Origin of the sequence: Faecalibacterium sp. I4-3-84 (assembly GCF_023347255.1) — a bacterium.
GTDB lineage: Bacteria > Bacillota > Clostridia > Oscillospirales > Ruminococcaceae > Faecalibacterium > Faecalibacterium taiwanense.
Genome location: NZ_CP094466.1, coordinates 3,052,664 through 3,069,710, shown reverse-complemented (window position 1 = coordinate 3,069,710; position 17,047 = coordinate 3,052,664). Strand labels below are relative to the sequence as shown.

Annotated in this window: 25 protein-coding genes; 11 read left to right on the top strand and 14 right to left on the bottom strand. The window is 56.6% G+C overall.

The features are described from left to right. Nucleotides 1-3: 3 nt before the first annotated feature. The 3 genes from MTP41_RS15285 to terS all read right to left on the bottom strand — a co-directional run bounded on the left by MTP41_RS15285 (nucleotide 4) and on the right by terS (nucleotide 3,138). Nucleotides 4-1,842, bottom strand: a complete 1,839-nt coding sequence (locus MTP41_RS15285; protein WP_249235884.1) for a phage terminase large subunit family protein — start codon at nucleotides 1,840-1,842, stop codon at nucleotides 4-6. An 89-nt stretch (nucleotides 1,843-1,931) separates the two neighbouring features. After that, nucleotides 1,932-2,420 (bottom strand): hypothetical protein, encoded by a 489-nt coding sequence (locus MTP41_RS15280; protein ID WP_120081099.1) that lies wholly within the window; start codon nucleotides 2,418-2,420, stop codon nucleotides 1,932-1,934. Continuing rightward, nucleotides 2,404-3,138, bottom strand: a complete 735-nt coding sequence (terS, locus tag MTP41_RS15275; protein ID WP_249235883.1) for a phage terminase small subunit — start codon at nucleotides 3,136-3,138, stop codon at nucleotides 2,404-2,406. Before terS ends, MTP41_RS15280 begins: the two co-directional genes overlap by 17 nt. 764 nt (nucleotides 3,139-3,902) lie before the next feature. Between terS and MTP41_RS15270 the strand changes: the two genes are divergently transcribed. After that, complete coding sequence (locus MTP41_RS15270; RefSeq protein ID WP_249235882.1) at nucleotides 3,903-4,172, top strand: hypothetical protein; 270 nt, start codon at nucleotides 3,903-3,905, stop codon at nucleotides 4,170-4,172. A 382-nt stretch (nucleotides 4,173-4,554) separates the two neighbouring features. On the opposite strand, the gene MTP41_RS15265 is transcribed toward MTP41_RS15270, so the two are convergent. After that, nucleotides 4,555-4,785, bottom strand: coding sequence for a hypothetical protein (locus MTP41_RS15265; RefSeq protein WP_249235881.1), 231 nt, complete (start codon nucleotides 4,783-4,785; stop codon nucleotides 4,555-4,557). Nucleotides 4,786-5,301: 516 nt separating this feature from the next. Between MTP41_RS15265 and MTP41_RS15260 the strand changes: the two genes are divergently transcribed. The 10 genes from MTP41_RS15260 to MTP41_RS15215 all read left to right on the top strand — a co-directional run bounded on the left by MTP41_RS15260 (nucleotide 5,302) and on the right by MTP41_RS15215 (nucleotide 12,107). Next, nucleotides 5,302-5,658 carry a hypothetical protein gene (locus MTP41_RS15260; RefSeq protein ID WP_249235880.1) on the top strand — a complete coding sequence of 119 codons (357 nt, stop codon included), beginning with the start codon at nucleotides 5,302-5,304 and terminating at the stop codon, nucleotides 5,656-5,658. Between the two features lie 14 nt (nucleotides 5,659-5,672). After that, a complete protein-coding gene (locus MTP41_RS15255) occupies nucleotides 5,673-5,885 on the top strand; it encodes a hypothetical protein (protein ID WP_249235879.1) in 213 nt (70 codons plus the stop codon). 118 nt (nucleotides 5,886-6,003) lie between these two features. Then, nucleotides 6,004-6,855 (top strand): hypothetical protein, encoded by an 852-nt coding sequence (locus tag MTP41_RS15250; RefSeq protein ID WP_249235878.1) that lies wholly within the window; start codon nucleotides 6,004-6,006, stop codon nucleotides 6,853-6,855. Nucleotides 6,856-6,977: 122 nt separating this feature from the next. Continuing rightward, complete coding sequence (locus MTP41_RS15245) at nucleotides 6,978-7,568, top strand: hypothetical protein (protein ID WP_249235877.1); 591 nt, start codon at nucleotides 6,978-6,980, stop codon at nucleotides 7,566-7,568. Nucleotides 7,569-7,588: 20 nt separating this feature from the next. Beyond that, nucleotides 7,589-7,768, top strand: coding sequence for a hypothetical protein (locus MTP41_RS15240; protein ID WP_249235876.1), 180 nt, complete (start codon nucleotides 7,589-7,591; stop codon nucleotides 7,766-7,768). Between the two features lie 105 nt (nucleotides 7,769-7,873). Continuing rightward, on the top strand, nucleotides 7,874-9,499 hold the full coding sequence (locus tag MTP41_RS15235; protein ID WP_249235875.1) for a DUF4942 domain-containing protein: 1,626 nt from the start codon (nucleotides 7,874-7,876) through the stop codon (nucleotides 9,497-9,499). 174 nt (nucleotides 9,500-9,673) lie between these two features. Then, a complete protein-coding gene (locus MTP41_RS15230; protein WP_207665845.1) occupies nucleotides 9,674-9,823 on the top strand; it encodes a hypothetical protein in 150 nt (49 codons plus the stop codon). 346 nt (nucleotides 9,824-10,169) lie between these two features. Continuing rightward, a complete protein-coding gene (locus MTP41_RS15225) occupies nucleotides 10,170-11,060 on the top strand; it encodes an SWIM zinc finger family protein (RefSeq protein WP_249235874.1) in 891 nt (296 codons plus the stop codon). Between the two features lie 144 nt (nucleotides 11,061-11,204). Next, the gene (locus MTP41_RS15220) at nucleotides 11,205-11,594 is read left to right on the top strand and encodes a hypothetical protein (RefSeq protein ID WP_249235873.1); all 390 of its coding nucleotides are present in this window, start codon (nucleotides 11,205-11,207) and stop codon (nucleotides 11,592-11,594) included. Nucleotides 11,595-11,663: 69 nt separating this feature from the next. Next, a complete protein-coding gene (locus tag MTP41_RS15215) occupies nucleotides 11,664-12,107 on the top strand; it encodes a DUF2513 domain-containing protein (RefSeq protein WP_249235872.1) in 444 nt (147 codons plus the stop codon). Between the two features lie 324 nt (nucleotides 12,108-12,431). Here the strand turns inward: MTP41_RS15215 and MTP41_RS15210 are convergent, their stop codons facing one another. The 10 genes from MTP41_RS15210 to MTP41_RS15165 all read right to left on the bottom strand — a co-directional run bounded on the left by MTP41_RS15210 (nucleotide 12,432) and on the right by MTP41_RS15165 (nucleotide 17,046). Then, nucleotides 12,432-12,959, bottom strand: coding sequence for a hypothetical protein (locus tag MTP41_RS15210; RefSeq protein ID WP_249235871.1), 528 nt, complete (start codon nucleotides 12,957-12,959; stop codon nucleotides 12,432-12,434). Nucleotides 12,960-12,979: 20 nt separating this feature from the next. After that, nucleotides 12,980-13,600, bottom strand: coding sequence for a hypothetical protein (locus MTP41_RS15205; protein ID WP_249235870.1), 621 nt, complete (start codon nucleotides 13,598-13,600; stop codon nucleotides 12,980-12,982). Further along, complete coding sequence (locus MTP41_RS15200) at nucleotides 13,561-14,145, bottom strand: DUF1064 domain-containing protein (RefSeq protein WP_112148782.1); 585 nt, start codon at nucleotides 14,143-14,145, stop codon at nucleotides 13,561-13,563. The genes MTP41_RS15205 and MTP41_RS15200 overlap by 40 nt, the downstream gene beginning before the upstream one ends. Next, nucleotides 14,142-14,969: a rolling circle replication-associated protein gene (locus MTP41_RS15195; protein WP_249235869.1), complete on the bottom strand. Its 828-nt coding sequence runs from the start codon at nucleotides 14,967-14,969 to the stop codon at nucleotides 14,142-14,144. Before MTP41_RS15195 ends, MTP41_RS15200 begins: the two co-directional genes overlap by 4 nt. A 286-nt stretch (nucleotides 14,970-15,255) precedes the next feature. Then, the gene (locus MTP41_RS15190; RefSeq protein WP_165852610.1) at nucleotides 15,256-15,429 is read right to left on the bottom strand and encodes a hypothetical protein; all 174 of its coding nucleotides are present in this window, start codon (nucleotides 15,427-15,429) and stop codon (nucleotides 15,256-15,258) included. Between the two features lie 15 nt (nucleotides 15,430-15,444). After that, on the bottom strand, nucleotides 15,445-15,711 hold the full coding sequence (locus tag MTP41_RS15185) for a hypothetical protein (RefSeq protein WP_249235868.1): 267 nt from the start codon (nucleotides 15,709-15,711) through the stop codon (nucleotides 15,445-15,447). Further along, nucleotides 15,701-15,916 carry a hypothetical protein gene (locus MTP41_RS15180; protein WP_249235867.1) on the bottom strand — a complete coding sequence of 72 codons (216 nt, stop codon included), beginning with the start codon at nucleotides 15,914-15,916 and terminating at the stop codon, nucleotides 15,701-15,703. The genes MTP41_RS15185 and MTP41_RS15180 overlap by 11 nt, the downstream gene beginning before the upstream one ends. Nucleotides 15,917-15,999: 83 nt before the next feature. Further along, nucleotides 16,000-16,242 carry a hypothetical protein gene (locus MTP41_RS15175; protein ID WP_158401832.1) on the bottom strand — a complete coding sequence of 81 codons (243 nt, stop codon included), beginning with the start codon at nucleotides 16,240-16,242 and terminating at the stop codon, nucleotides 16,000-16,002. Further along, nucleotides 16,239-16,718 carry a hypothetical protein gene (locus MTP41_RS15170; RefSeq protein ID WP_249235866.1) on the bottom strand — a complete coding sequence of 160 codons (480 nt, stop codon included), beginning with the start codon at nucleotides 16,716-16,718 and terminating at the stop codon, nucleotides 16,239-16,241. Before MTP41_RS15170 ends, MTP41_RS15175 begins: the two co-directional genes overlap by 4 nt. Beyond that, entirely contained in the window at nucleotides 16,702-17,046 is a 345-nt protein-coding gene (locus MTP41_RS15165) for a hypothetical protein (RefSeq protein WP_158401834.1), read from the bottom strand. Before MTP41_RS15165 ends, MTP41_RS15170 begins: the two co-directional genes overlap by 17 nt. Between the last annotated feature and the right edge of the window lies 1 nt (nucleotide 17,047).

The following is a 17,047-nucleotide window of genomic DNA, read 5'->3' as shown; positions in this document are numbered from 1 at the left end:
TGGTTAGATACCTCCCGATCTCCTTCTGCGGTACTGGCGCTGTTGTGCAGGACGCTGTGCATCCTCACCGGGGATTTCCAGACCGGGCGGGTTGCTGATTTCCAGCGCAGCCGTCGCGTAGTTCCGCACGTCAAATGCTTCGTTACGTTTCTGCGCCGGATCCTTCAGCTCCCACCGTTCCACTTTGCGGCCAGACTTCCAGCGTGTGACCTTGTGTTCCGCAGTAAGCATCTTGAAATAATTTTCGTCATACCCGGCATCTTCTGCCGCCGGGAAGTGGCAGTAGTTTGGGCCTTTGATAAGCACTTTCAGCCGGGCAAGGACGTGGTTCTTGCCGGTATCAACGCCCAGCGTAAACAGCTCGCCGCCTACGCGGTTGTTCTTTGTGGGGTTGCGCAGGTATGGTACGTCCATACCGCCACGGCCTTTGATGGGCCAGATGTGCCGTTCCTCGCGCTCTTTGCAGAACCGTATGACCTGATCCGGGAAGTGGCCGCCGCTGTCCATGCAGACACACCGCAGGGACAGTTCCGTGCCGTCCTTCTTTTTCCAAGTCTTTGATAGGAAATCGTCCAGATCTGCCCAGACCTGCCCACGTTTCAGGTCGCCGTAGATGCGCTGATACCGGATGCCCCAGCTTTCCTTGCCGATGCCCCAGCCCACGACTTCGGCCTCGAAGCGGTTATCCTGGGTATCGACACCAGCCGTCAGGTACACTACGCCGTCCGGGACTTCGGCCTCGTAGAACTCGCGGCGGTCCAGCAGGTTGTTTGCCTCCACCGCTTCGCCCGGTTCCTCCCACGGCAAGCCCAGGTCGGTGTTCACAAAGACCTGCATCTTCTCGTAATCGCCGCGCTGTGCATCCAGGTCAGCGGCAATAAAGTCCTCCACGATCTTGTCCCACCCGCAGAGGGTCGAGCCTATCTTGTTCATGTGGAAGCCCCGCACCGCCCGTTCCGGGTGCTCTGCGTGCCACTTGCCTTTCAGGCTGTTCTTCTTCCAGCGGTATTCGTTGTCAAGGCAGCCGCACTCGGCGCAGCGGTATTGCACGCCGCCTTCCGGCCACTTGTCTTTATCGAATACCATGTTGTCCCAAACAAAGGGCTGATAAAAGCCGCAGTTCGGGCAAGGCACCGTCCATTCCTCTTGGGTGGATGCGTTGAACTCGTCCAAAATGCGGCTGTTGTTTTTGTCGGTGGGGGTCGATACCAGCACCGTCTTGTAATCCCAGTAGGTCGTTTGACGCTGCTCGGCCAGCATGACCGGGTCGCCTTCTTTGCCGGCGCTGGCTTTGTAAGCGTCCACCTCGTCCGCCAGCAGCACCTTGATGGGGCGGCCGCGCAGATCGGTCGGGGCGTTTGCGCCAACGATGGTCAGTTGACCACCGGCGAAGTTCTTTTTCATGATCGTGTTGCCGGAGTAGCGGCTCTTGTTATCCACAAGGCCCCGAAGCACCGGAGTGTCCCGGATCATGGTAGCCAGACGGTCTTTGCTGAAGCTCTCGCCCAGGTTCACCGTAGGCTGCACGATCATGATAGGGGCCGGGTAGTAGCTCATGTAGTACCCGATGGTATTCAGGATCAGGCCGTCGGTCTTGCCGGACTGGGCGCACATCATGGCTACCACCTTGCGGATATGGACATCCCCGATGGCATCCATGATCTCCCGCTGGAAAGGTGCGTTGTCCGTATTCCAACGGCCTTGTGCTGCGGATGCTTCCGCCGACAAGCGGCGGTAGTTATCTGCCCACTGACTAAGGGTCAGGTTCGGGGGCGGCTTCAGCGCACCCAGCGCTCGGCTGAACATCTGTGCAGTCTGCGGTTCCAGGTGGATCATCGCCATTGCTGCCGCCGCCTTTCTTCACACAGCCGCCGAACGGGCAGAACTGCTGGATCTCATTCATCCGGGTGCCCCAGACACAGCCCCGGCATTTATTCTTCCTGCTCATCTTCGGGTTCCTCCCCCGCTGGTGCTGCCAGCGCAATTTCGGGGTCACTCAATTCCACAAGTGCTTCCTGCACTGCTTTTTGCAGAATGTCGTGGGCTTCCGCCGGGTCGGTCAGCTGGGCCATGGTACTTGCGTACTTAGTCGGGATGGTTTCCAGCCGGTTCTTGAAATTTGCAAAGATGGTTTTCAGGGCGCGTTCCACGTCCTCGGTGCGGTGCAGGTCGCCTTGGGCTTCCTCCATCCGCATTTTCTCGATCTTGCCGCGGGTTTCCTCCCTCTCGGCACGGGCAGCAACAAGGCGGGCTTGATCGTCTTTGTTGCCGATCTTGAAGTTCAGGTATTGCCGGACGCAGACCTTCATGTCAAAGACACCGGGCCGGACTTCGGACAGCACGCCCTGATCCCGCAGGTTCCGCACCTGACGGTCAGTGATGCCCAGCCATTCGCCAACGGCCTTACTCGTGTACAGCATCTTTGTCACCGTCCCCCGGTTCTCCGATCTCGCCGGTCGCCCGGATGCGCAGCAGTTCAAGCCGCTGCTGTTCAGTTTCCAGGTGCAGCTTGTCCATTTCGTTTTTCTGCATCTGGGCCGCCGCAGACAGGATGCGGCCATGAATTTTGTTCAAGGCTTCCTGCAGCTGCAAGATACGCTGTGCCGGGGTCTCCTTCTGATACATACCGATCTGCTGGTTTGCGCCGTCCCGCTTCCGCTTGCCACGTCCGCCGGGTACTCGCATATCCATGACGCTGGATGTAATCATCTGGTCAGGCGGTAAAGCCTGATACTCTTTGATCTTGTCCAGAATGTACTTTTCCCGGAGCAGCAGTACACCGATTTCGTGGGAAGTCAGCTCGGTGCTGTTCCGGGGCGCATTCTCTACGATCTGTTTTTCTTCCGGGGTGAGCTTGTCAAAGAAGATGGTCGCATAGGCTCCATCCTTCATTGCATTCTCATTCCCGACAGGTGCCCCGCCGCCGGGGTTGCCCACGGCGTTTTTGTTTCCCGGCTGTCCGCCGGGCTTCCGGGGTGCGGGCGGGTCCCACCCGTCCTTTGCCTTCCAGCGGCGGACCGTATCATATTTAAGATGGAGATCGTCCGCCAGCTGCCGAAGATTCACTTCTCCGTCTTTCTCCATCCGGGCAATGTACTCAGCGCGGGCGGCATCGCGCTCATCGCTTCGCCTTGCCATTTGGTTTTCCTCCAATAAAAAATGCCCCGTCTGGCAAATCATCCAGGCAGAGCATTCAGTTTCGCCGCCGGTCCTGCGGCATTTCTTCGGGTCGCTTACAACTTGTAAGCAACAGTGTATGAAAAAGGCCCCTCGGTTCGCCGCCGTGGGGCCTCTCTCCATAATTCCACTGTACTAAGTATAGCACCAAAACCGTCTTATAACGTCTTATCTTTTGGCGGTCGGGGCTTTCAAATGTAAACACTTTATGACATAGCCACCATTTTGCCAGCCCCGGCAAGATGGTCTATCCCGATTTTGTTGACCTCAACAAGATCACGCCGGAATGATTTGTTGACACCGGCAAAACGTGAGTTACTTACAAATTGTAAGCGTCCACCATCCCGGTGACGTTACCGCCATGTTTGCCCCGGACTTACAATTTTTTGACCTGTACCCCCTTTTTCGGGTGTCAAAACGCGGAAGCCCTTCAAAAAATTTTGAACCTAGAAATATTTTGGGGCTTCGGAACCCGCACCGCGCCCGCCGGCGGGGGGCAGTACCTTTCCGGCGGCGGGGCCGGACGGGGCGACAGCAGGCCGGGCCGGTGCCGGGCCGCCGGTGGGCGGTGCCCAGGGCAGCGGCAGGCCGTCGAGGCGGAGAAGGAAGGGGGCAGGGGGTTAGATAAGGCGGCTATAGCCTAGCTATTGGCTATACTGCAAAGGCCATATGCCGGTCAGGTAAAGAATCTGACCCCTCCGGCGGCGGGCTGCGGTGGGTGTTTTTTGGCTGTTGGCGGGGTGATCTGCTGCGGCAGGTGGGCGGCAGGGCTGGCGGGGTGCGGTGTCGGTAGGTGCTGGCGGTGGGCTGCTGGCTGCTGTGAGGTCTGGCAGGGTGTGCAGGCTGTGCAGCTTGTGGGCTGCGGGGTCATCGGTGCGGCGCTGGCGGTGCTGTTGGTGTCGGTCTCCTTCTGGCTGGCGGTGCGGGTGGGCGGGGTGATCTGCTGCGGCGGCGGGGTGCCGGCGTGGTCATCGACCGGGCCGGGCCGTCACTGATCCGCACCGATCCGGCAGGCGATCCGGTGCAGCGGGCAGGCAGCAGGGCCAGCGGCGGGAAGATGGGCAAAAGAAAAAGGCCAGGGCAGACGGCGCGGCGTGCGCTGCTGCTCTGGCCTTTGGTCTGCACTGGTGGCAATGGTTCCGGCGGGGTGCGTCCCGGTGCCGGTGGCGGGGCTGATCTGCTGGCGGTGCCGGTGGGCATGGTCAGCGCTGGCACCGTTCCCGCTGTCGGCGTTCCAGCGTCACGGCTGGCGCTGGCGGTGCTCCATCCGGGTCAATTTTGCCGTTTGCCGGAGGGGTCAGATTCTCCACCTAACGGGAGTGAGAAGCAGGTGTAGGGCTTTAACCTAGCAGGCTAGAACTCTCCCCCAGTAACCCCCTATAGTCCCCCTTCTTCCCCGGATTCCGCCGGGTCGATCTCTAACGGCTGCCCTTCCTGCTGCATCTTGGCATTGAGTGCATCAAGTATATAATTTTGCAAACTTTTTCCGCTGGCAACAGCTGCGGCACGGATTGCCGCGCCCTTGCTCCGTTCCGGGCGAATCGTGATACTGTCCCGGCTTGCGTTATATTTATAGCTTGCCTTTTTGTGTGCTTCTGAAACGGCCATTTTATCACCTCTCTTGTTTATTTTATTATATATTATAAGGCGAAAACCGTCTACGGTCATCTTGCACAATGCGCCGGGCTGAACCGTCTACGGTTTTTATGAGTTTCTACAAATTGGCCGAAAGGGGCTTGACTTCGTAACCGTCGACGGTTAGACTAAAGCCACAGCAAGCGAGCCGGACAACAGTCGGACGGTTGCGAGTAAGCCGAAAGGAGAGCCGACACATGAGCATTGAATTTTTCAAGCTCCCCGCCGCTTTGAAAAAAGCGATCTGGGCCGCCTACCTGGCAGAGTGGAAAAAGAAGCAGGCAGCAAAAAAGCCCGCCACCCACTAAAGCAGGTGACAGGCTTGCAAGATGAATTTTCCACAACGCATCTTGTAAGCCAGTTTACCACCGAAAGGCGGTAAAGTCAAGCGGATGCCCTGGCAGGGTCGCACCGCTCAAACAAAGCGGCCCCGCCCCATAGCCCCGGCAGCCCGCCGGGGCAAACCTGAAAAGCAAAGGAGCAAAGAACATGAAACTTTTGAACGCTGCAAAGAAGATCACCACCGCCGCCGCACTGGCGGCCGCACTGCTGGCAGGCACCGCACCAAAGGCTGCGGCGCAATGCCCCTACACCGTCGGCCCCCTGGGCCGCTACATCGCCCCGGCCATTGTGCAGGGCATGACCGCCACCGATGACGGCGCGGTTGAAGTCTGGTGCACCGACGCGCTGGACGGTGACGACTGGTTTTTTACCGTCGATGCAAAAACCGATCTGCGGATTTATGACCGGGTGCAGCTGGTAGTTGATGCCAACGGCACCCCGGACAATTTCGCAGATGACAGAGTGGTTGACGCTCTGTTTTGCCATGACTGCACCGAAGATTGAAAGGAGCCCGCGCCATGATGACACTTGAACAGATCCGCCAGCGCAACAAGGCAGAGAACGCCGCAGCCCAGCGCCTGCAGGCCGCCGGGTATCGGCTGGAAGGATGGGACCCCCGCACCGGGCAGCGGATCGCCGCCCAGATCACCGGCGAGAACACCAACGACGAACGCCGCACGTTCTACAGCTTTCCCACCTGGCAGGATGCCGCGGCCGCGCTTCTGGGCTGAATGCCCACCGGATGCCCTGGCAGAGCCGCACCGGACAAAGCGGCTCCGCCCCACTACCCCGGCAGCCGCCGGGAGATCATCCCGAACATCAACCACAACGAACAAAGGAGAACGAACCATGAAAGGCATGACCAACAATCAGATCATCATGAACGAAGCCGCGAAGCTGGACCCCGCCACCCTGCACGCCATCGCCACCGCGCACCACACCCCGGAGCAGATCGCCGCAATGGCTGCAAACGCAGTCACCACCGACGAGAACGGCGACGAACAGCCCGCCACCATCGCAGACGTTGAAATCATCCTTGCAGCGGCAGAGCTGCACACCTTCGATCACTGGAAGAAAGAAGGCAAGAGCGTCAAGAAGGGCGAAACGCATTTGATCGAATGCTACCTGTGGAAGTACACCACCCGCCCCAGCAAGGCCCAGCGGGAAGCCGCTGAAGCCGAAGGCAAGGAAGCAGCCCCCGCGCCGCATTTCTACCCCACGAAATCGCACCTGTTCAGCTGCTTGCAGGTACACGACGCAAAGCAGGCCCCCGCCGGCCGCTTCGGATCTGTCGCCGCCATTATGGAGTATAACAAAAAGCTGGCCGCAGAACGCAAGGCCGCAAAGGCAGCAGCAGAGCAGACCGCCAGCACCCCGGCCCCCATCATCACCGAAGAACACCACGAATTGCCGGAGCTTGTGCACGTCGATCCGCTGCCCACGAAAAAGGCCAGCAAGCCCGCTGCCACGAAAAAGCCCGCCCCGGATGTGCTCCGCAAGGCAGAGCGGGAAGCAAAGGCCGCTTTCCTGGCTGTCCCCGAAACCGACCGCAAGGGTCAGGCCGCCGCGCTGGATGCCTGGCGCAAGACCCGGAAGGCCGTAGAGGACGCAAAGCAGGCCCCCGCCGCCGTAGCCGCGCCGGATGAAGCACCCGTGAAACAGCTGGACTTTGAAAGCATCGCCGCCGGGCTGCTGGCATGACCCACCACCACGAAACCGGATATTTTGGCAGGGCTGCACCGGGCAAAGCAACCCCGCCCCACTACCCCGGCAGCGCACCGGGCACGAAAAACAGAACGAAAACGAAAAGGAGTTTTTGCAATATGAAAAGAGCAACCAGCACCCCCGCCGGGCTGAACGTGAAGAAGATCACCGCCTATCTGAAAGGGCAGGCAAAAAGCCGCAACGCCGTTCGGATCACCTGCCAGAGCGGCAGCGTGTACATCATCACCGGCTATGCAGCGTTCAAGCTGCCCGCCATCCTTTACCGGGATGTTATCCAGCCCGTGACCATGCAGGACGCACCCGCCGACGGCGTGACCATCGTTTCCAGCGATGCCGGGTTTGTGGTCAACGATCCGCACCAGCTGACCGCCGCGCAGATGTTCCAGAAGTTCAGCGCCTGCAAAGAAGAAGTCAAACGCACTTCGATCTTGCAGGAAGTCGAAGCAAAGGGCAAAGTCTGGGGCATGTTCCGGATGTTCCGCAACGGATCCCGGCCCATCATGATAAATTCGGAGTATGACGCTTTTGTGGATCATCACGAATTTGTTTACCACAGCAGCAACAGCCCGTTTGCGCCCATCCTGGCAACGGACACCGTAGACCCGAAGAAAGCCGCCGTTTCCGTGCTCATTGCCCCGATGAAGGCGAACGACGAAATACAGCAGGTATGCAACCGCCTGTTTGCATGATACGAAAGGAGAACGAAATCATGAAGAAGTTTGACAACATCTTTGAACAGGCCCGCGAGATCATCCGTCAGCAGTGGACACTGCAAGACCTGCGCCGGGAAGCCCAGTGCACCGGCAGGCCCGAAGCGGTCCGCCAGCAGATCGCCGCCGCCCGGCTCCGCCTCATCTGTGCCCGCCGCGGCTACCAGCTCAACGCCTGACACGAAACCGGATGCCCTGGTAGGGCCGCACCGGACAAAGCGGCCCTACCCCACCGCCCAGCATTCCGCCGGGCATATCACGAAACACGAAAAGAGGTTTACACCATGACCACCCCAAACGATTCCCTGGACTTCTACCCCACGCCGGACAGCCTGGCCTTTGATATGGTTTTCTCCCTGCGGGAAGTAAAATCCGGGTTCACCACCTACCCGAAACCCATCCTTGAACCGTCCGCCGGTGATGGAGCACTTGCGCGTCAGGTCCATGCCCTGGCGTTCAACGTCCACCACGACTATAAGACCGGCGAGGTTGACCGCTACGACAAGGAAAAGGCACGAAGCGCAGAGCTTGACTGCATCGAGCTTTCCAGCGACTTCCGCGCCGTGCTGAAGAAAGACGGTTTTCGGGTGGTGCATGATAACTTTCTGACCTTCCGCCCCACCACGAAATACGCCGCAATCGTCATGAATCCGCCTTTCTCCGCTGGTGCCGCGCACCTACTCAAAGCGCTGGATGTCATGCAGGACGGCGGCAAGGTGCGGTGCCTGCTGAACGCCGAAACCCTGCGCAACCCCTGCACCAACGAACGGAAGGAGCTGGCCGCAAAGCTGGAAGAGCTGCACGCCACGGTAAAATATATCCCGGATGCGTTCAAGAACGCCCGCCGCGCCGCCCGCGTGGAGGTGGCGCTTGTGTCGGTGGACATTCCCGACCGGGAGCCGGTGAGCCGGATCCGGCTGGATCTGAAAAACGAAACCGCAGAGCGTTTGAAAGAAAACCCGGAGTTTGCCGCCCTGGTATCTTCCGACCCCATCACGGCAGCCATTGAGCGGTACAACGCCGCCGCAGAGGGTGTGCGCCGGATCTATGAAGAGTACAACGGAATCAAGTCGTTGTTTTCCTCTGCCGGCGCTGGTAAGAAAGAAAACCCTGTGATGGCTTTCACGAAATCTTATAACGACGCTATCCGGGAACTGCGCGGGATGTACTGGAAACAGCTGTTTGAAATGCCGCAGCTGTTCGATGCGATGACCTACGAAATGCAGCAGGATTACCAGAAGCGAATCAAAGAGCTTGAAGGCTATGACTTCAGCGCGTACAACATTCTGACCGTCCGGGAAGAAATTTCACGAAATCTTCTTTCCAGCATCGACCACGAAATTATAAAGCTGTTCGACGACTGGACGAACCTGCATTATAACGACGAGTACAGCAAGAACGTGCATTATTACAACGGCTGGTGCACGAACTCCGCGTACAAGATCAACCGCAAGGTGATTTTCCGCTGCAACGCCTTTGATACATACGATGGGCGTTTCTGCCCCCGGTACAACGCAACAGGCCATGTTGCCCAGATCGAGCGGGTGCTGCACTTCCTGGACACGAACGGCAAGCCCTACAATGGGGACGAACTCCGCGCCGTGCTGGATGCCGCCGAAAAGAGCGGCCAGACCCAGAAGATCCAGCTGCACTATTTCACCGCCACGTTTTACAAGAAAGGCACCTGCCACATCGAGTTTACGAACACGGACGTTTTGAAGTCCTTCAACCTCTACGCTGGACAGCGCAAAGGCTGGCTGCCGCCCACCTACGGCAAAAAGAGCTATCACGATATGGCCGCCGCAGACCGCCGGGTGGTTGACAGCTACGAGGGAGAGGCCAGCTACACCGACACCCTCACCCGGCACCTGATCCCCACGCAGAGCACGTTTTTACAGCTGAACGCTTAACACGAAACCGGATATTTTGGCAGGGCTGCACCGGGCAAAGCAACCCCGCCCCATCTTCCCGACATTTACGTCGGGAACATCACGAAACAGAAAGGAGGTATTTTCATGGTTCGATGTTGGATATACTCCGCCGGGCCGGATCAATGCCAATGCTACAACGTGGATGACGAAAACTTGGCTGATCTGGCAGCACAGGCGCAATTCCTAGAGGACTTCCGCGCCCAGCGTGCAGCAAACCCGGCTTTATACCGGCAACTGCTCAATATGCTGGTGCCCGCCGCCGATGCCATTCCCATGCGCAACTATACCGGCCTGCCGTTCTGACAGCCAGCCCCGGCAGCCGCCGGGAGTATCGCGAAATCCAGTATCACGAAAAGGAGCAGCAACCATGAAGAACCAGAGCACCAGTGCCCGGAACCGGTGACAGAACGTCACCACTTGACCGTGCCCCGCCTCTCCGACCTGGTAGCTCTGCCCACCGTCCACGTCTGAGCGCAGACCCGGAAGCTCTGGCAGGGCAGGCACCGTAAAGTAGCCCCGCCCCATCTTCCCGGCAGCCCGCCGGGGTCATTCTGGTGCCTCTGCACGAAATCTTCTTGCCTTTTATTGCTTTTGTTTTCGTTTTGTTCTATCATGACAGTAACGAAACACGAAAAGGAGGTTTCCCGTTATGACTATGATTCCCGCCTTCGGCCCCTGGACAGAGCATCCCGCAGACACTGACGAAGAAAAGCGCCTTGCCAGCGCCCAGCAGAGCAAGACCAGCCCGCTTTCCGTGGACAAGGAACACGAAACCGGGGTTTTCTATGGATCCGGTAAAGAGCCGTACCAGACCAGCCTTGCAAGCTGCACCTGTAACGATTTTGTAAAGCGCAAAAAGCCCTGCAAGCACATTTTCCGGCTGGCTATGGAGCTTGGTATCATTGATGCAGCCTATAAGACGGGCCGCAGCACCGGCGAACGAAACGAGGCGCAAATCAGCTTTGCAGACAGTGTTGCTCTGGTGGAGCAGCTTTCCGACGCGGCACAGAACGCAATCAAAGATATGCTGTATTACACCAGTGAGCGCATCGACGACCGCCAGAAGCCTGTAACCTGTCACGATCTGGATCTCGTGCCGGAGCTGCGCACGTCGCCCCTGCTGCACGAAAACCCTTACCCGCTGGCAGAGGTATTGAACGATCTGCCCAAACCGCTGGTTGTGCAGATTTTGAATGCAGTCCACCGGGACGACAAGCCCAAGCGAAACGCCGCAAAGGCTGCGATCGTGGAATGGCTGGTGCGGAATGTGCCCATGCTGGCAACGGAACTGCCGCCGTGCGCTTCCTTCTCCTTTGTTGAGGTGTTCGACAAGGCCCAGAGGGACGTTTACAAGTATCTTCACCGCAAGTATGACATGGAAACGGATTGGTATTCCGGTGTTCAGTACCCCGCCGGGTCTGGTCTGTTGAGCGAAAACGAACTTGTTTTCTACTTCCCGGATGACCGGATCACCGCCGCGCTCACGAAACGCGGTTTCAATCGCTGCCTGAATGGGTACATCCCCACGAAATCAAAATAGAAAGTTTTGTGTTCAAAATATCATATCTTGTTTGCAGATTATGATTTTTCGTACACGAAATTCACTTTTTTGTGAATGAATTGGACTTTTCCGTGCTCAAAACTTCAACTCATTCACGAAAATCGCACGAAATGGAGCATTTTCATGGACGAAGCTGAATTTTTTGCCCCTTGGCGGCTGGTCGCTGCCTTTGCTGATGGCTCCCGGCTCTTGTTCGACGGATTGACTGAAGAACAGGCACGGGAAGCGATGGAAGCTGCCCAGGAGCAGCACGGAGACATTGGTTACTGGAACCGGGTCACGGATCAGAACTATGAGGACGGCAGATACTACAAAACCATCCCCGAACCGCCCTGCGTGAACGTCGTTGACTTCACCGGTTACGATGGGCCGCTCGACGAAAACGGTTTTCCTGTCGGCCTGATGGACGAAATCGCCCAGAACGCCAAAGAGGAAGGCCGGGATCCGAACGAACCGCAGATCATCTTCAAGCGCAACGCTCCGCCGGATGACCAGCCGCCACACGAAAAGTAAATCACGAAATCCAAAAAGCCCGCCAGGTCGATGACCTGACGGGCTTATGGTGTTGAAAGGATGGTTTGTATGAAGTTAAACATGGATTGCGTCCGCGCTGTTATGCTCTGCGTGGAAGAACACACGGATTTTGACCACTATTGCTACTTCATTCGCTATGCAAGGGCCGATATTCTTGATATGCTTTGCGAAGATCCTACTGATCCGCCCGCTTATCAAATCGAGCTTGAATCCAGATTTGACAATGACGACATTCTTTATTCCGTGAAATACTGTGCCGAATCTGGGCTTATCGCCCTTTGTGCTGGCTCTCACCCGGAGCAATACCGTGTCAATGTCCGGGAATTGACCCCCGCCGGGCATAACTTTCTTGAAAATATCCGGTCTGACACAAATTGGTCGAAGGTCAAAAGCGTTGCCAAAAAAGCCGGCGCTCTCAGCGTCGATGTGATAACCTCCATCGCAAAAGACGTAGCTGTGGAAGCGGCCAAACATTTTTTAGCCAACACCTGACCAGCCTGCCCACCCCAGCATCGTCAAACTCGTGCCGGATTGCTTCCTCGTTATACCACGTCTGTTTCTCTTTGATCCCGGTCTTTACGATTTCTTTCGTGATGGTTCTGACGGCATATTCCCGCAGGCTTATCATGTCTCCTTCAAGCTCGATTTTGATTTTCATTTTGCTCTCCTTTGCACAAAACCCGGTAGGCCAACTGCCCGCCGGGTTATTTCTATGCCTGTTTTCAGATTTTCGGGGTAGTCGTGTTTGTTTTTCTGCGGATGATGGACACGATTTTGCGGAAGCGCCTGCACATGATGTTCCGCAGGCCGCCTTGCCTATAAGATAATATCGCCCTCCGCCCAGGCATCCGCCCGGCAGCGTTCCTCGCGCGTGTTTAACGCACGCGATAATAAAGCGGCGCACTCCGGGAGCCGTTCCAGGTTCCTTCCCAGCTGTGCAAGAGCGACGTTTCGCAGGTACTTCAAGTGCTGCACACTGTATGGAACTTTCTGCTGTACTTCGTGCCATTTTTTGTGGCTGATGTAGAACTCCGTTAAAATCAGATTGTGGCCACTGTCCAGCCGGTTCATTTGTCCTCGGATAATGTTCTGATCTTCCAGCAACACAGCCCGCTGCCGTTCCAGCTGACGCAGTTGGTCTCCAATGCCCAGTTCATCCATCCGGCAGGCCATCGCCGCCGTGCTGTCCCCAGGTGTTCCGCCGCGGGGCATTCCATCGGTGCCCATGCCCTGCATGGGGTCCACTTCATCGCTCAGTGCGGTACACTGACGGCGGATGATCTCTATCCGCTGCGGGATGTCCGCATAATATTTCAAGATTGCCTCCGCCTCGTGTACTTTCACTGCTCAGTCCTCCCAAAAAATCAAAAATCTTTCTTGAAAAGGGGTTCTTCGAAAACGGGTTCTTCACCCTTGACGCGCTCAACCATGGCACCCACGCCGTAAATGTCCTCAATGACACGGCGCAGACGATCATAGGCAACTTCTTCTCCGCCATCGTCCACCCAGCCGAGGAACTGCTGGTAATTTTTCTTGATTTCTTCCTTCACGGTCTCAATTTGTTCAGGGGTGTACTCCATTTCTTCCAGCGATTCCACAAAGAAACGAACGATCATCTTTGCCGCGTCCCGGCGTTCAGCCAGAACACGCAGCTTTTTTTCAGAGCCTACCAGACCACCCGCCGGGAGCCAAAATTCTTCCGGCATCAGGTGGGCAGTGCGTGCTTCCAGCCGCTTGAGGGCTTCCGGTGCACCGTACTTGTCGTGATCCATGATATACCTGGATGCAGCATTGTTCATCTTCAAGGTCAGGAGCGTAGATTCTTTCTCGCCCCAGTCCCAGAGATCATGTGCCGCGGCAACTGCGCAGTACGAAACGACCTGCCCGATTGCCTCACGGTTCAGCGTCGTGCGGTGCTTCGACTTGCCGATGTTGATTTGCTGATTCACTGCATTCTGGATGCTCTGCCGGTAGAATGCTGGCATCCTTGCCCTGCTTTTTCCCATGATGAATCCTTTCCCGCCTGTTCGGCCAGGCGCTTCCACTTTCTGATTTCTTCCGCCGTATCTGGCGTGATATGCTCAATAAACCGCCAGTGCTGCGGTTCTGCCACAAGATCGATAAACATACGGCGGCGGTGGATGTAATCACGCTGCTGCCGCCGGGTGAATTTGCTTTTCACTTCCACCACCTCAACCGTGCCATCAGCATAGGTCAGCACAAAATCCGGGGTATAGTGCGCCGCCGGGAGCTTCACATTGCCGTATTCTTTTTCCGGCAGCATAGTAAACCTGCGGTGCAGCTCTACCTTCACGACCTCGCCACTCTGGACTTTGGGCAGAACAGTTCCCATGTAGTAGTCATACTCGCCCCGGCTGTCAAACTCGTGTCCGGTCGATCTGGCGGCATTCACAGCGGCTTCCAACGATGCAGGTGCAGCTTTGCCCCCGCACCTTCTCTGTGCAAGCTGCTTTTCCGCCTGCGCACGGTAGCGCGGCGGCAGGTCGTCCAGTTCCAGTCTGGCGCTCATGGCTGGTTCCTCCTGTTCTTCCACCGGGTGTCCGGCTTCTTTTTCAGTTTCACGATCAGGTGCTTGGTGTTGTTTCCCGTGATGTGCTGTTCGCACTCGCGCAGGGTATAACCGGGGTATTTTTTCTCCCAGTATTCACGATCATCCGGCAAAGCAAACGCTTCGTCAAAGCGCTTGCGGCTCCATCTGGTGTCGTTCGGACGCGGGGTTTTCGGCTTTTGCAGCCCTTGGCTCTGTCGCCAGCGCCGGATACGGGCGCGGGCTTTCGTCATGTAGGTTGTCAAGCGTTCAAAGCTGGAACAGGTCAGATCGATAGGTTCAACTTTCACAAGCCCCATCGGCCGCCCGGTGCTGTCCCGCCACAAGTCCTTGATCTCCTGCCATGTCAGATTGCCTTGCAGGATCGCATGATGGTGGTGTCTGCCGGTAACTTTCCCGTCCTCATCCATCACGCTGTACTCTGCAACCTGCATCCACTTGGATGCTTCTCGACCCATCTTTTTGCAGAAGCGCTTCAAGCGGCGAGTAAAATTCGTCCAGTCCCGGTCTACTTGGTCAAAATCTCCGGGTGCTGGCTGGTGGTTGTGGTCGTATGTAAACGTGACTGCCCAGTCGCTTTCCCCGAAATTCGTATAGGCCAGCTGGCAGAAATACCGCCTTGCTATCATGTCGTTATACTTCTGCTGCGCAATGGAGGTTGCCAGCTCTCTTTTGCGGCGGGTGCTCGCGGTGTGTTCCTTGTCCGTTGTTTCAAAGAGATCCACTTCTGCATAATCGGATGTTCCGAGAATGTGTTTCTGCTCCCGAATGTACCATGCCCGCACCGTTCACTTCCTCCTTCCGCAAAGTTCTACTGGGATTTTCTTTTCTGTGGACCAAACACACACGGCTTCGCAGGGCAAGGGGGATACAACGCCGGGCAGGTCTTTCTAAGTTTCCTATTCCATCAAGCCCTACAGACCCGCCCTCGTTTTCTCCCCCTTGACCCCCGCTTTCCCCGGCTTGTGTTCTTCTGTGGTCGCTAGATTAAGTTACACATACAAGCCCCTTGCCGCCTCGTCAGGGCGGCAATTTAACGACGGGCTTGCTTAATTCTTGATTAGAGCTTGATTAGTTTACTTCGTAGTCACCGATGCTGTTTTCTTCCGTTCTGACTTCCCAGCACTCGCAGGTGTCCTCCGGGTCAGTGAAGTCGGCACGGTTCGGTGAATTGCCGTTGAAGCATACCCAGGTGTAGCCCTCATGCCAGCGGCAGGTGCAGCAGGTTCTTTCAGGTTCCATCATCCTGTGTTCCTTTCGTCACGGTTCTAGCAGTGTGTGGCAAATCGGACAGGCGTGCGGTTCCCAATCTGTCCTGTACCCGCATACCGGGCACTCATACCAGCCGTATGGAAACACACCGGTAGCGTCATAGAATTCACGCTGCCATTTAAGTGGTTTCGGCAGTGGGGTGCCGATCGCTTTCGCAAATTGGGCGGCCCGCATAGCAGTTGCAATGGCATCCCTTGCAGGTTTCAAAGAATCGTGTTCTTCCTTTTTCTGGGAGTTATCTGTCTTATCCTCCATGTCGGCCGCCTTCATAAAAACGATCCATCGTTTCGCGGTACACCTTGAAGCACTCCGGGCACAAGTCACCAACTCCAAAGAAGTCCCTCGTTTCAAGCGCCCACCCATCCAGTGCCTTCTGGTCAAACCGGCCATCATCAAACCGTTCTGCAAATACCTGCTTCCGGCAACGGTTGCAGATAAACATTGCTCCGTTCTGTCTCATTGCACTTTCTCCAACTTCATAACCTCAAAATCTTCAAGATTCGTGTGCAACTTCTTCCTCTCGATCCCGAACTTTGCCCTTGCTCAGTGCCAGAGGACCACGTTTGACGAATGGGCCAGATATGTTGTTCCGTTAATTTTGACCTGTAACTGGTCGCCTTCATAATCGTTCCAGCTATCCACCTTGCCCTCAATTACGGTTCCATCCGGCATTTTAATCTGTGCCTGCGAATATTCGTAGGTCAAATCAATTACCTGCTTGTTGCATCCCGTCATCAGCAAAACGCTTGCCGCCGCAGATGCTCCCACCATAAAAATCTTTCTCATTTCTTTGCCTCCTGCTTTTCATTGAGTTTTACTACCGGCTGCGGCTGGTCGCTGCGGTTCAGCGGCTTATCAAAGCACACATTCCATGGATCGCCCTCCGGCTTGTCATGCCATGCCAGGGCGTGGCGAATGGCAAGCCATACCTGTTCTGCCCGGTACGGCACCTTCATTACGTCTGAGGTCGGGGCCGGGAGAACGCATCTGCTGTACAGCCGTTCCATTTCTAGCAGCATGGTATTTCTGCGGCCTATCGCAACATTAAAAGCGTTTTTACGCTGTTCCTCGCTCTGAAACGCATTGTTTTCCGCGTCCGAGTAGAATTTTGCAAAGCACAAGTCTTCTGCCAGATCCCAAAACTGTCCCATGTGCAGCCGCAGATACCACTCGCAGGCAGTCTGCACAGCCTCCGCCACTGGGCGGCTCATGGTCAGCGTGATGGTCTCGATTTCGGTAGGTGCGTCATTCTTCTTCACCATAGTGCGGATCCTTTGCCCCCGGCCAGTGACGGCGCTGGCTGCGCTCAAACTTCCGGGCCATCGCTGCTGTCTGAATAGCTTCCACGGCCAGAGCAACAGCCCGGTCATATACACCCTTCGTGGAAATCTGCGGATTGTTGGAGTAAACATTCATCCACATTGCATTGAGTTCCTGACGCAGACCGTTCATTTCCTGCACAGCTTCCACGACTTCTTCTTGGATGATTCCCGCGCCCTCATGTGGCCCAGCAAACATCCGAAACTTCTTATTGGCAGCGGCCAACTCGATTTTGACCAGCCGCTTCACGTCATTTTTTACCGCATCCATG